Source organism: Flammeovirga pectinis, from assembly GCF_003970675.1.
Classification (GTDB): domain Bacteria; phylum Bacteroidota; class Bacteroidia; order Cytophagales; family Flammeovirgaceae; genus Flammeovirga; species Flammeovirga pectinis.
In genome coordinates this window covers 320990-335695 of record NZ_CP034563.1, presented here as the reverse complement: position 1 = coordinate 335695, position 14706 = coordinate 320990, and the positions used below count along the sequence as shown (strand labels likewise).

The 14706-nt window shown below is 31.3% G+C and carries 6 protein-coding genes; all 6 read right to left on the bottom strand.

Translation table 11 applies throughout. The annotated features are described in order from the left end of the window. Positions 1-74 precede the first annotated feature (74 nt). A complete protein-coding gene (locus tag EI427_RS21755; RefSeq protein ID WP_126618985.1) occupies positions 75-2225 on the bottom strand; it encodes an erythromycin esterase family protein in 2151 nt (716 codons plus the stop codon). Positions 2226-2365: 140 nt separating this feature from the next. Beyond that, a complete protein-coding gene (locus EI427_RS21750) occupies positions 2366-4591 on the bottom strand; it encodes a caspase family protein (protein WP_126618983.1) in 2226 nt (741 codons plus the stop codon). A gap of 5 nt (positions 4592-4596) precedes the next feature. After that, positions 4597-6927 (bottom strand): hypothetical protein, encoded by a 2331-nt coding sequence (locus EI427_RS21745; RefSeq protein ID WP_126618981.1) that lies wholly within the window; start codon positions 6925-6927, stop codon positions 4597-4599. A 17-nt stretch (positions 6928-6944) separates the two neighbouring features. Then, positions 6945-9056, bottom strand: a complete 2112-nt coding sequence (locus EI427_RS21740; RefSeq protein ID WP_170178571.1) for an OmpA family protein — start codon at positions 9054-9056, stop codon at positions 6945-6947. A 73-nt stretch (positions 9057-9129) separates the two neighbouring features. After that, positions 9130-10674: a hypothetical protein gene (locus EI427_RS21735; RefSeq protein WP_126618977.1), complete on the bottom strand. Its 1545-nt coding sequence runs from the start codon at positions 10672-10674 to the stop codon at positions 9130-9132. A gap of 138 nt (positions 10675-10812) precedes the next feature. Next, complete coding sequence (locus tag EI427_RS21730; protein ID WP_126618975.1) at positions 10813-14700, bottom strand: hybrid sensor histidine kinase/response regulator transcription factor; 3888 nt, start codon at positions 14698-14700, stop codon at positions 10813-10815. Positions 14701-14706 lie beyond the last annotated feature (6 nt).

The window sequence follows — 14706 nt, the reverse complement described above, 5'->3', positions numbered from 1 at the left end:
AAAAGCACACTAATAGCATGCATAGTTACTAGAATAATTTTAAAATTGCTGTTAATGCATTAAAAAGTTAGTTATTAATGTTTTATTTTAAAGCCTTTTTTGTGGGGCTTATCAGTTAATTCATATGTTGTTTTTGATACTATATTTTTTCTTAAATTTGAATAAACCTCATGTTTAGATAAATAATAAAAACCATTGGTTTTCTTATAGTAAAATGTTTCGTGTGAATACTGTTTGTTTTTTAAATTTAACTTGTAAAAATTATCAGTCATGATATTTCTATCATTACGAGGGTTGTAAATAGTATTTATAATAGCTTTAGTGATAGCATAATTTGAGGCATTGACATATAATTTTCCTGAATAATTTTTTATGTCAATATAATAATTTCCTCCTGTGTTTTTGTAACCAGGGTTTTCGGCTTTAAAATAAACTACATAATGTAATTGTTTATTTATATACTCGTTTTCTTGTAGTATAAATTGATAGTTATGTTTTGAGTTTAAAAAATTATGATGTCTACGATCAATTATATCTTTTAAATTTTGAAATCCAGTTCCAATTATAATATTAGAATACCTTAAACTATCAAGTTCTTCTTCTACTACACATGTAATGGATGTATCATTTTTAATATACCTCCATTCATCAACTTTGAACATTAATCTAGTAACATAATTTAAATCTGAATAACCATTAGGATCAATTACATCGTACAGTCTCCTTTTTAGTATTTTATTGTCTGTTTCATTTATTAATTCATTTTCAGCTGCTAGGACAAAACCTTCTTGATTATAATTTTTAGAGATGTTTTTACGAACATTCTTCATTATTTTTTTTGCACTGATGCCTTTAGAATAAATTTCAACTTCACCTAGAATACGACTATTTTCATTTAAAAATAGAGTATCATTAAGGCTTGAGGTATCAATCGTTTTTGGTTCATAGCCAATGCCACTAAGTGTGATTATTTCTTTTTTACTATTCAAGAAATTATACTCACCATTAATATCGCAAACACCAATTAATTTATTCTTATCATTTAATATATGGAGGTAGGGGATTCCTTGTTTTGAGTTTTGGTCAGCAAAGGTGACATTGGTATAGTCACTAATATTGTGGATTAAAAATAGACCATCAAATACATTACTCCAATCGAATGTTATATTCGTATTTAAATCATATGCATAGCTACTAAAGTTTGATTTTTCATTCAAGGATTTATAGCCATATTTAAAGTTTTTTTTGTGGAAAGATTTTTCAATTGAAGGAGTTATTGTATACATGTCATCAAATCCAGTAATTGCTAAAATAAATACAGACTTATCTCCATATTTTTCAGTAATTCTTTCCCCCATTGGTTTATATTTTTTGGATTCAGAGGGATCCATAAATTTTATGTCTTTTGCAAAATGACCATTTGCACCAATACAGATTATTTTTTTATTAGGGTAATTGTTGCTTAATCTTTCAAGGTTCTCTGCCATTAAAGAGTCTCTTGTGTTACTATTGTAAGCTTTAAAAGTATCATTCGTTAAGGTATCAATATGATCTCTATAATAATCTTCAATTAAGCTATTGATATTTGATAAAGTAGCTATTAAAAAATCACGTCTTTTAATATCAATTTTTTGATCTTTATTAATTACATCAAACAGTTTTTGATGAATAGAGTGTAAATCAGAATAAGTAACTCCCTTTTTTGGAATATATGTTTCTCCAACTTGAATTACTGCTTCTTCCCACAATTCATAATTCTGTATTTGTTCTTGATATTTATTAAAGTCACCTGAAATATGTGGCCTTAAATTTCGATTTGTAAATTGGTTATCAAATCCTCTTATTTTAACATCTCTATCATCAAGGAAATTTACTAAAGTATCGAAATTAGAATGTTGTGTCCATATAGGAAAAATATTGCTTCTATACTCTGATAATTTAGAAGCTCCTTTTTCAATGTTTTCATTAGCTTTTTCAAGGTTATAATAACTACTTTCAAAAGTAACCATATTATATCCCATAGAATCGACTAAGTATTTAATAATATCTATCTGTGTATCGAAAATTTTCTTATATCTATGCTTTGCTTCTCCTAAAAAAACAAACTTTGTATCATTCGAAATTTCGTTTTTCAAAAATGAAAAATCATTCTTTTGAACAGGAGTTACGGTCTGAGCGAAGATCGAAAAAGGAATTAAGACTAGAAATATTATTAATGTTTTCATTATTTAGAAAAGGTCTGTGTTACATATATGACATTTTGATGAGTATTTAGGTTAATATATAGTTGTTAAAAATTGCAAAATCCCCTTTTAGATAGTTGATATCTAAAAGGGGATTGTCTTTTTTAATTGAGTATGAAAATTTACTTCCCTTCTCCCAAAGTAGGATTTGCCTTTAAATGGAAGATATATTCTCCGCCTTCATGACCAACATTTCTTAAAGGTTTACCCTGAGGTTCTTGCATTGTATTACTCATTACTGTTTGCCTAACATATAATGCGATACTTGAAATTGTCAGTTTTTCGATCGTATTGTTTACTAGGTATTTTGTTAAATAATGATTGAAAGGACTATGTTCTCCTGCATTACCATCAGATACTTCTGTTAAACCACCAGAAGATAATCCCCATCTCGATTTAAAGTTTTCTACACGTTCTGCGTACATCATACCTCTTGATTTTGTGGCAAATAAAGAACCAGAGAAACAAGCATCTGCTATTAAAAGCGTATGTTTAGTATTTAATCCTTTAATGTAATTCAGAATTGTAGTATTCGATAAATAGGAAGACATATCATCCTGAGACATTGCAGCACTTGCTGGTACCCAATAACCTTCTTGTGTGAAATCGTCGTAATAACCATGTCCAGAATAGTAGATTAAAAGTTTATCTTCTTCACCTATCTTAGTATTGATCTCTCTTACCATCTTAGAAATATTTGATTTCGTAACGTCACCGTTATAAATTTCAAAAACATTCTCTTTTTCATAATGATAGTAAGTAGTTAAAACGTCTTTTATTTTTTTAGCATCGTTTACCGCATTTACTAATGGAGTCCATTGTTGGTAATCGTTACATGCAATTAACAATAAGTAGTTTTTACCCTGTTGTACTGTTTTTACTGCAACTGCAGGAGTAGAAGCACTAGATTCAGATTGGTCTAAGCTTAATACAAACTCTTGCATGTCAGAACGGTTATTTAGAGAATCTTGAATCATTACTCTAAATTTATTCTGCGGTGCTTTAATTGTTTTAAATCCTCTAGAAACGGCATTAGGTTTTTCGTAGTGCAAAGAAATTTCAACCTGAACGCCTTCACCTGGTCCTAAGTCTTTAATTTCCACAGCTCTATCAAATGATAAACCAGGAACAGACATAGTTGGTAATAACTTTACTATAGGTTTTACAGCAGCTCCTTTACCCCAATTATCAACTCTTAATTTAATTTTTCCAGAACCCCCTTTTGATAAAGTTGTTACACCGCCTTCATATTCAAAAGCCAATTCAGACATAATTAATTCTGCTGGTGCAGAAGGTACGCTTGCAGGTTTAGGTGCCACTGCCACAGGAGTTGGAACAGGTGCTGATGGAGCAACAGTAGGAGTAGGAACACTTACTGAGGGTGTAGTTGTTGATGGAGTAGAAGCTGGAGTGCTTTCAGAAATAGTGATACTTTCTTGAGCGAAACCTGTTGTTGAAGGTACTAACCTCTCTGTAGATGTAATTGCTAATGTTTCTCTTACATTGTCCATGTGATCTATTAAAACCAACGTTGTTTGTAAGAATTCAAAAGCATCTGTGGCATTTTTATCTCCAGAAGCAGCCTTATCAATATACGGTTTTGCCATTTTTAAAAGCTCGGTTGCTTTCATATTATAAGCAAGACTAGATTTCTCAAAATCTTCTAGAGAGAGTTCATTAATTTTATTGATTTCTGCTACAGCTTGGTTGTAAAAAACAGTACCAAGGTTATAATTTGCATCAAGGTGATCTGTATCTAAAGTAGTGGCAATTTCATAATTAGTAATTGCTTTATCAATATTGCCTGTATTCTGATAGATCACGCCAAGTGTATAAGCAAATTCTGGATTTTCACTTGTAGGAACTACTCTTTCTAGTAATTTTTGAGCTTCTTCAATTTGATTATTTTCAAAATAAGTAGCTAATAAAGGACCTGCATACGCATCACTATTATTAGGATATTGGTTAACGCCAATTTTTAATAGCTTCACTAATTCTTCTCCTTCAGCATTACTTACAGCACTCATAAACATAATTTCTGAGTACTCATTAAAGGCAGGAGAAGTATATTTAAAAACCGATGTAAATTCTTCTTTTAATTTTTCAAAAGAGTCGTTATTATTTGCATAGGCAGCAGATAAAGCCCCTTCTAAATACGCAACAGAATCTGTAGGTAATGTTTCTTTTGCTTTAATAAAATCTTGTAATGCACTTTGGAACTCATCTAGTTCGTACCAATCACGAGCATTTTTCATGTGCTTTTCCCAAATTTCTTCTACACTTTGAGCTTGTGTTAGAAATGGAAATAACAAGAAAAGGAAACAGCTTAAAATTACTTTATATTTCATCTTAATTATTGGATATTCTTTTCTACAACTTTTAAATTATTTGCTTTCAGCGTAACTAGAATAACATCTCTATTACTAAAATCAGCATTAGGAGCGTAAGCACCTTTAACACCAATTATATTGATGGTATTATCAAAATCAGTAAGTGCAAATGTAGCTTCATACGGCGTAGAAGACTTAAGAATGGTAGCATCTAAAGGTTTACCAAACGCATCTAATTTTAATAGTGCTGTATTAAATTGCCCAAAAGTTTCTGATGTTGCAGTTAAAGTTGCTTTACCATCTAGTGTAGCCAGTTTATTTACGTTAGCCACAAGAATGTAACTACTCGGCATACCGATAATATCGTTTATAATTCCTTTCATCATAAACTTAGCGTTCCATATTAATTCACCATCCATTCTTACATTCTGGATAGATAAAGTATCGTAATGCTGAATGTTATTTTTTGATTTTCCTTTATAGGCTATTAGGTAACTTTTTTGCTCTTGCAAGAAATTGAGCGTTCTAGGATAAAGAGCACCACTAATAGGTTGTTCGTGAACAATCTCTCCAGAAGCTATTTTAACTACACCAACTTTAGAACCCAACGTCATGTCTACAGCATCTGTTTTAATACCTTGAACGGCCATTAAAACATGTAACATTCCATTTTTAATTCTGATAGATGGAATATCTATTGTAGGAATACCTTGGTACTCTTTTCTGTTATAGTTAAATGTTTTTACCCAAGTAATTTTTTGAGCAGAATCTAAATCAGCAACAAAAACACCAAACTCCTTCTCATTATTAATAGTACCAATTAAGAGTTTATGATTGTTCTTATTTGGACGAACATACATTGTTGTGTATTTACGCTTTCCAAATAAATTTTTATCAGAAACAGGAGTAACAGAGATAGAATCTTTTTTGTAAGGAATAAACTCTGCCTTTTCTACAGGTACTTTAGAGAAATAAGTAACAACAAGTTCTTTTAAAAGTTTTTCTGATTGTACTGTTTGATCTGCAATAAATTGTTTTTCATAATTGATGTAAGACGACAGGTTGTCGTTGTACTTCATTTTATAAAAATTTGCATGCTTAATGTAACCAATATCAGCAGATGATGTATGAATATTGTTTAATGCTTTACTTGCTTTTAAACTCTCTGTCCAAACTTCTGCTTGAGAACGGATATATTTTAAATCGACTTTATTACCATTAAATTGGATATTAGAATAAGCAATCTGATTTAATAAGTTGACTTTCTGTTCTTTATATTTAAATATTTCTACAGGGTAGGCACTTGGATCGTATTTTTTAATTTTACCAATCTTACGAGAATCTAAATAAAAACGGTCCTCTGATGGAGAAGAAGTAGCTTGTTTTTGCTGAATAATTTGATCTAATTCACTATCATAACTATCTACTAACAATCTCATGTTTACAATTTCAGCTTGGTAATACGCAAGAACATCATCATGCCATTTTGCATAATCCCATAAGTCAATTTCCATTGTTAAGAAAGACGTTCTTGTTAAGCCATGAATTCTATAATTCTCTATTGGCTTAATTGTGTATTCTTGAGAGTAACCATCAAAAGGGTGGACAGTAGCAGCAGCTTTGTAAAGAGCAAAATATTCTAAAGACTTTTCGTAGTGCATTTTCATAGTAGCCAATTTTGGGAAAAGGCTATCATTTTCTGCCATTATATACAAATCTTTAATGGTAGAATATGTTCCACAAACATCTCTAAAAATCTCGTTTGCAATTAAGTATTCGTTAATTGAAGCTTTAAAGTTCATGTAAATACTATCCACTTCAGATTTTTGCAATGCTAATACTTCTTTGCGTCGTTCTAATTCTTTATTAATGTGTAATAAAGAAACCTTCTCGTCTATTGTTCCAGCATTAGCAGGGAATTTAAGAAACTCCATGTAATACCGCTTTCCTTTCTTTTTAACTTCCTTTTCGTCTAAACGAGCCTGAAACTCATTAATATATTGTAAGGCAGAATCACAAGTAGAGTGAATTGCGTGGTATTCTCTTAAAACATCAAATTCATCAATTCTTTGGAAGTAATATTCACTAATCTGGAAGATAGGACTTACTTCAAAAGGTTGATATTGTCTAATTTTTTTCAGATCCTGTAAAACAGGATCGTCAATTCGAGTATCAAAAGAAGGCTTGATTAATGGGAAGTACTTCTTATAATCAATGTCTTCGTATTTTAATCTTTCGGCTTTTGTTACCTCATCTTCTTCTACCTTTTCGGTTTGTGCTGTAACTGATAAAACAACAGCAAAAACGCCAATTAGGAGCAAAGAAATGTATTTATTTAAGGATAATGCTTTCATAATGTTTGCTGTCTTTATTAGTTGTTGATAGAAAGAACCATTAATTCTACTCTTCTGTTCTTGGCCTTGTTCTCTTCCGTATCATTGGTAGTTGATGGTTGAGATTCTCCATATCCTCTAGGGGCAAGTCTTGCTCTAGGAATATTGAATTGCATTACATACATGGCTACAGTTTGTGCTCTACTTTCAGATAGTTTCTGATTGTAATTTTCAGCCCCTACATCATCTGTATGAGCAGCAAGTTCAACAACAATGTTTGGGTTATCCTTCATCAGCTTAACCAAACGCTTTAATTCTTTATAAGAACTTTCTATAATTTCAGAAGAATTAGATTCAAATAGAATATCCTTTAACGGGAGTTTTGTATTTGGTTTTAACTCTGTAAGTGCAACATCAAAGTTTTTCTTTTTACCCGCTTTTAACTTAGAAGAGAAGAATGAATACCCTCTAGGGCTACGTACCTCTACTTGGTAATTTGCACCGTCTCTCACTTCTACTTTGTATTTACCATCTGCACCCATTTCGGCAGGGATTGCAATACGTTCATCAGTATCTGTGTTGTATAAGAAAATCATTGCCTCTAACCCTTCATGCGTTGTGGCATCAGCAATATTAAACTCTAATTCTACTTTATTAGGAGCTAATTCAATAGATTTTTGAAATTTCTGATAGAGTACAAATGAGCTTAAGTCAAAGTTAAATACAGAAGTCTGAAAATTGTTTTTAGAGATTGTTAATTCATACTTATCACCAATAGGTAACAAAAGATGTTTAATATTCTCTTTTTCAATAATTTCAATATCTGTAATAATCTCTTGAGTTGTTAAGCTCTTAATTTGAATTTGAGCATTTATAAGTTCCATTAAATCCGCATCATAGATTTCTAATTCTAAATCTGTACGGTTAAAAAGGCTTATGTCTTTATTAATTTGTTTGTATTCTTCAAGCTCAGTTAAATCTTCTGAGAAGATGATATTAGAATAACCTTCTGCATTTACACTTGCTTCGTAATCGATACCTTCTGTTAATACCAAAGCATATTTACCATCTTCAGCAACGGGTAAATCAAATAGTTTTTCTGTTGTAGACCTGTCTCTTACGCTTATAGTTGCAGAAACAGGAGAATTATCTTCAATATTAAATACCTTACCTTGGAAAGTAACGTTTTTATAAAGTCTAAAATGTTCTGGTATAAAGGCAGTGAATATATCTTCTTGCCCTTTCATATTAGGGTATTTTTTTAAAACCTTAGGGTCAACTTCTCCATCATTTAAAAAATAGAGTGTTTCTCCAGAAGCAGAAATAGAGGCATATAAATCGTCTCGCTTAGTATTTACAAAATCTAAGTTTACAGGTTCAGACCATTCCCCATTAAAACCCAATTTAGACATCCATAAATCGTATTTACCTTTACCACCTGCACGTATAGAAGAGAATATTAATGAACGACCATCTGACAAAATTCTTGGCGCTTTCTCACAACCTAAATTAATAGGAGCAGGTAAAAAGACAGGTTCTGCCCAATTTCCTTTTCCATCTTTCTTTGCTACTTTAATACTAAAACAGCTACTTCCTGTATCGCTTGTATTTAATGTATCGAAGCAAATAAAATACATGCTTTGCCCGTCTGCACTTACACTTGGAAAACCTTCGTAAAGTGCTGTATTAATAGGTGCACCAATGTTTTTTGGAGAACTCCATTTGTCTCCAATACGAGTAGAATAGAAAATATCTTCAGACCCTAAGCTTTCTTTAAAAGAGGCAAAGTAATAAAGTGTGTTACCGTCATAAGAGATCGACGGACCGCCAATTAAATCGTTTGGTGCGCCATAATTATTAATACTATCTAAAGGCACAGGATCAGTCCATGTTACGCCATTGTCTGCTGTTGTAGTTTCATAAATACCCCAACGGTTACCCTCACCCATATTTGCTTGGAAAACCATAATATTTCCTTCAGCATTTAAGGTAGGAGCGTATTCTCTAAAACTACTAGAACTTACATTGTCGGGTAGTTTTTTATACTCTCTTTGAGCTAGTAGTAGTGATTGGCATGCAAAGAATAAAAAACAAAAAACGATAGTACTTTTTACGAGTAGTAGATGTTTGTTGTTCTTTTCTTTAATCATACACTTATTATTCGCACAGGTATTCATAAAAAAATAGAATTGTAACTTTGTTGAGTTTATTTATCTGTAGTATTTACTGAGCTGGTAGTGTTGTTATTACAACACGTTTCTCCGAAAAAGCAATTTCATTTTGCATATCTTCCGATTGACCTTGACTTAAATTTCTATTCTTAGAATTAATTGTTTGTAGATCGTCTTGAATGATTGACATTCTATCGTACTGCACAACATTAAGTGGTTCAAAAGGGATATCGGTACGGGCAAATGCTTGTAGTGTTTCTACACCAAATGGGGCAGAGCATTCAAACTCTTGACTAACCTTAATCATTTTATTTACTTGATCTGGAGATATCTTATAATTGTCTTGAAGTAATATTTTTGTACCATCTGCCATGTGGTAAATAAAACGTACAAAACAAGGTCTGTTTGCTTTTACATACAACGACATTCTTTCTCCCTGTGTAAATAATGTACTTGTGTTCCCTTTGTTTGTAAGCACATCCATACTTAAACCAGAGTTTTCTACAGTATTAGAAAGAAATTGTTGTTGTGTTGAAACTGCTTGTGAAAGATTTTGAGGTTTGTAATCGTTCTCTGTTAATGTCGATTTTAAAATCTGACTTTCAGAACTACCAATTACACTTCCGCTTTCATTTTCTCTTAAAATAGAGATGATAGAAAGGTGATTTTCTTTTTCCCAGACAGTTCCCGTAATTGTATATTTTGCAGGACTAATTCCTCTTGTATTCTTAACAATAAACTTCGCTTCTTTCCCTAAATCAAGTGATAACCTTTGGAACAATTCTCTAGAAAAGCGGCTGCCCATTTTTGTATCTTCAAAGGTAAAACACTCTAAGTTTACAGGTTGCTGAGAAAGTTGAAGCTGATCACTTAAAGTCATAGAAATATCTACTGAAAGTTCGGAAACTGTATTTATATTTCTATTGTTTAATGCATTTAAAAGTGTAGATACCTCTGTTTCTTTTGCTAAAAAATCTTCGTAGTCAATACTAATAGCTTGACCTAAAGTGATAGAAACAGTATAAATTTCTTCTATTTCTCTAATTACAGGTAATAATCTGTTAAGCTCTTTTTTTGCGAGCATTGCATTACCGTTTGTGTTATTATTTTTTGCCTGCTTTAAAGACGAAGATAATTTACTTGTAAGTGCGGTAATTTTAGTCTGGTTGACCTTAATAACTTCAGCAATATTGGCATACACTAACACATAAAGCGTAAGGTTTTTTTCGTCGTAATAGTATTTTTGTTGAACACCATTAATATTGACTTTAGAGAATGAAGTACTGTTTTGCTTAAAGTTCTCGAAAGATGCTCCAGAAGCATTTCCAATATCCATTTTACTTACACTTTCTATTTTAACATAAACGCCTTCGGCAAGTTCAACCTTTGCAAGTTGGGTAAGCTCTTTTCTAGCTTCTTGCACTTCCTCTTTGGGTACATTTTCTTTTACTTGCCAACCAACAAGAAACTTATCTCTAGGATAACTTGCATTTCTTTCTGCATAATTTATCCATGAAGGTTTCTGATCTTTTGCAAATATTTGAAAACTAAAAAACAATAAAAGGAGTAGTAAAGAATAATTTTTTATAGTCTGCATTACTTAGTAAAAATGTAGTATATACGAGCAACTACAAAATTAACTAAATTTTTGCATCAACGATAATAAACGTAAATAAAATTATTAAAAAATTCATTTTTATTAAAAAAATGCTTTTCAACCGGTAACAAAAGTAGTTTAGGTACTTTGTTTTTCTCCTTGTTTTAGGAACTCACTAGGCGACATTCCGAACTGCTTTTTAAACACAGTACTAAAATATTTAGGGTCAGAATATCCACTTTCATAAGCAATAGTACTGATACTTTCAGTAGATTCTATCAATAATTTTTTAGCGTGATTTAGGCGTTTGTGTTGAATATATTCTTTAGGAGACAACTTAGTAAGTGCTTTTAACTTTCTGTATAAAACAGGTCTACTCATACCGATATCTTTACAGATTTCCATCACGTTATAGTTTGGATTCATCAGATTAGTATCAATTAATTCATCAATATCTTGTAAGAATTTATTGTCTATTGAATCTGTTTTAGCGTGAATTTTTTCTATTACAATTCCTTTTTGAATCTTATTCTGATAGAAGCTACTTAAAGATTTTCTATTCTCAATTAAACTGATAATCCTGTACTTTAACATACGGATATCGAAAGGTTTAATTACGTAATGATCAGCCCCATGCATATAACCTTCTGCTTTATACATTGATGCATTTAAAGCAGTTAATAAGATAATTGGTAGGTGAGATGTTTCAATGTTTCCTTTAATTTTGTCGCAGAGTTCGTAACCGTTCATAATAGGCATCATTACATCACTCAGCACTAAATCAAAATCTTCTTCTAAAAGAGCGTCATAACATTCTTTACCGTTCTCGTAAACTTCAATAGTAAAGCTATCTGATAACGAAGTTTTGATGAATGCTCTTAATTCTGCATTGTCTTCTGCAACTGCAATTCTATAATCGTACTTTTCTTTGTCTTTCTCAGAAAACTCTTCTCCATAATGAGAAATTTCACTTGGTACAGTATCACTTAAAATACCATTAACCTTTAAAGGGAGCTCTAAGAAGAAGGTTGTTTGCTGATTTTCTTCACTTTCAAAATGAAGTTTACCACTCATCATTGCCGTATATTTATACGATAATACTAACCCAATTCCACTACCCACTTTATGATTTTTCATTACATTTTCAGCTCTATAAAAACGCTTGAAAATATGTTTCTGATTCCCTTTAGGAATACCAATACCATGGTCTTGAATATTGAATTTAAAGGAGTTAGCTTCTTTCTCTAAAACAATCGTAATTGTATCTTTTTCTTTAGAGTATTTGATAGCGTTAGAGATAAGATTATAGATGATTTTCTCTACTTTATCAAAGTCTAAAGTAACAATTAGCTTCTCTTCTTTAGTAGAGATAGCAATGGTTACGCCTTTCTTCTGAATAAGTGGGTCAAAATCTCTAATTAAAACCTTTGTAAGATCTAAAATATCAAAGGTTTTTACCTGTAATTGTTCATTGATCTCGTTTACCCTTTCATAGTCTAATAATTGAGTAATTCGCTTATTTAAACGCGTTAAATTACTTCTAACCATACTCATTAAACGAGTAGCAGATGCATCTAAATCTGTATCTTCTTCTAATTTTTGAAGAGGACCTTGCATAAGTGTAAGTGGTGTTCTTAACTCATGAGCAATTTCTGCAAACATAGCGTTCCTTGCTTTTAAATGCTTTTGCTGAACATTATCATGGTACCATTGATATACCAAATACAACAGAATTATTGCCCCAACAAGGTAGAATAAATAGGCCCAAGTCGTTTTCCAAAAAGGAGGTTTGACACTAATAATTAATGACCTAGAAGAAAGTTCCTTAATCTTTCTACCAGAATAGAGTTTAATTTTTAACTCATAAGTTCCGTAAGGTAAATTCTGATAGCTAATTTCTTTTGTATTACTTCTTCTGTTAAAGTTGTCTTCAAAACCATCCAATTTCCAACTATATAAAAGGTTATCATCATCGTATTCTGTAGATGTAATTTCTAAGTTGAAACTCTTATCAGGGTGGTTTAAAGTAATTTCTTTGGCATGTTCTATAGTATTGGTAAGGGTTTCGCTGTTTATAGGAGAAACTTTTTTACCGTCAATTTCTAATTCGTTAAAGAAAATATGGTGCTTCTTTTTTAGGTCTTCTTTAAAGTTTAATGGAAACTGATAAAACCCATCATAAGAACCAATAATTAAAGAATAATTATATCTTGATGAAGCCCCTTGGTGTGCCTCTATTTGGTTAACAATTTCTTGGGTTTCAGAAGGAGTATTTGATTTATGATCGTAAGTAAAACTAATAATCGAATTATCGCCCATTACAATAAACTCTTTAAACCCTGTGTTTAAAATCTGAGTAACGTGATTGGGTAATCTTTTCCCTTCTTTAATAACAAGTTTATCAAGGGTTTTTGTTTCCGTATCCATTCTAAACAAGCCATTGGATTCTGTACCTATTAAATAGTATCTTTCATCTATGGGAACAATAGAAGAAACAGAGCGATTTTTTAGTGGAATAATTAATTTTTTGTCTTTACCATTTATTGCAAACACACCGTCATGGTTTGTAACATAAAGTGTAGCACTTTTACTGCTGTATAGAATGTTAGATACACTACTTATAGGTAACATAGTATAAGAATTATTGCTTAAATCCATTTCAAAGGCTAGGCCTTTTACCAGTTTAAACCACATCTTATTACCGTAAAGTTGTATCTGAATAATAAATTTGCTGCTGTATTTCTTACCATCAGCCGTAAACGTCTTAATTGTTTTTTCTATTTCGTAGCTGTCTCCATTAATGTAAAACAAGCCGAAACCATAACTAGATACCCAAAAATTACCTTGCCTATCTTCTTGAATATTATTAATGACAAAACTCTCGTTACGCTTAAATTTTTTGATAAAATGATTTGGTTTTAGAAACTTCTTCTTACCATTTTTATCACGAATAACAATCCCTTTATCTGTTCCTAACCAAAGTCTTTTTTTACTATCCATAAAAGACGTAAATCCACTCTGAGCATGTACGTTAGGCTCTGGATCAATATTAATTTTTCTAAGATATGGTTTGTATGGATTGTGTAAAAATAACCCTCTTCCAAAAGACGAAATCCACAACCTTTGGTATTGATCAATATCAATTTTATTAATAGGTAAACCGTGGAGTAATTTTAAGCTAGAATTGTCTACTTCATGGCCATCTAAATCAAAAACAAGCATTCCGTAGCCATCTGTACCAGCAACAACTTTATTATTAAAAATTTTCAGTTCACTAATTTTATAATCAATATTGTTCTTAATGTGCTGTATTGTATTGTTTTTAATCTGATAGATACCTTTATTATATGTTCCTATCCAAATTGTATTATCAGAACTTTTAAACAAACAGGTTATGCCTGCCCCTCTAAGGTTATTTCCATACAGTTGAAAATCTACAAGCTCATCATTTTTAATTAATTGCAAACCATTAGGACTGCCAATTAAGATACCCTGACTTCCGTAATCACATGTAGATGTAATTCTCTTTTTTATAAATATTTTTTTTGAGGTGTCAGTTTCGGGGTTCCATATCACAAGCATTTGCCATGAAAAGAAATAGTATTTACCCTCTTTTTCTAAGATACTTGTAACGGCTTTTTTATTTGCAAAGTTCTTGATTTTAAACTGTTTGAACTCATCTAAAAGACTGTCATATTTAAAAACACCATATTGATTATGTAGCCAGATATCTTTTTTACTATCAATAAAAATCCCTGAATTATTTTTATAGTAATGGATTTCCTCTTTGTCTTTTGTAATAACATTGTAGGTTTTAAAAGAAGTACCATCAAAGCGCTGAATACCATTAGGTGTAAGTACCCAAGTAAAGTCTCTATGGTCATTCTCAATATCATGAACAATGTGACTTAACAATCCATTTTGGACATTAAAGTTGTCAAACTGAAATGTTTCATTCCATTGTGCAAAGGCAGAAACAGAAAAAAGTTGTACTAAAAAGATAAAGTATAAGGCTTTCAATTTCATATAGCT

Excerpts from the sequence above, each read along its gene's own strand:
- EI427_RS21730 (WP_126618975.1), bottom strand. The coding sequence starts at position 14,700 with ATGAAATTGAAAGCCTTATACTTTATCTTTTTAGTACAACTTTTTTCT.
- EI427_RS21735 (WP_126618977.1), bottom strand. The coding sequence starts at position 10,674 with ATGCAGACTATAAAAAATTATTCTTTACTACTCCTTTTATTGTTTTTT.
- EI427_RS21755 (WP_126618985.1), bottom strand. The coding sequence starts at position 2,225 with ATGAAAACATTAATAATATTTCTAGTCTTAATTCCTTTTTCGATCTTC.
- EI427_RS21745 (WP_126618981.1), bottom strand. The coding sequence starts at position 6,927 with ATGAAAGCATTATCCTTAAATAAATACATTTCTTTGCTCCTAATTGGC.
- EI427_RS21750 (WP_126618983.1), bottom strand. The coding sequence starts at position 4,591 with ATGAAATATAAAGTAATTTTAAGCTGTTTCCTTTTCTTGTTATTTCCA.
- EI427_RS21740 (WP_170178571.1), bottom strand. The coding sequence starts at position 9,056 with ATGATTAAAGAAAAGAACAACAAACATCTACTACTCGTAAAAAGTACT.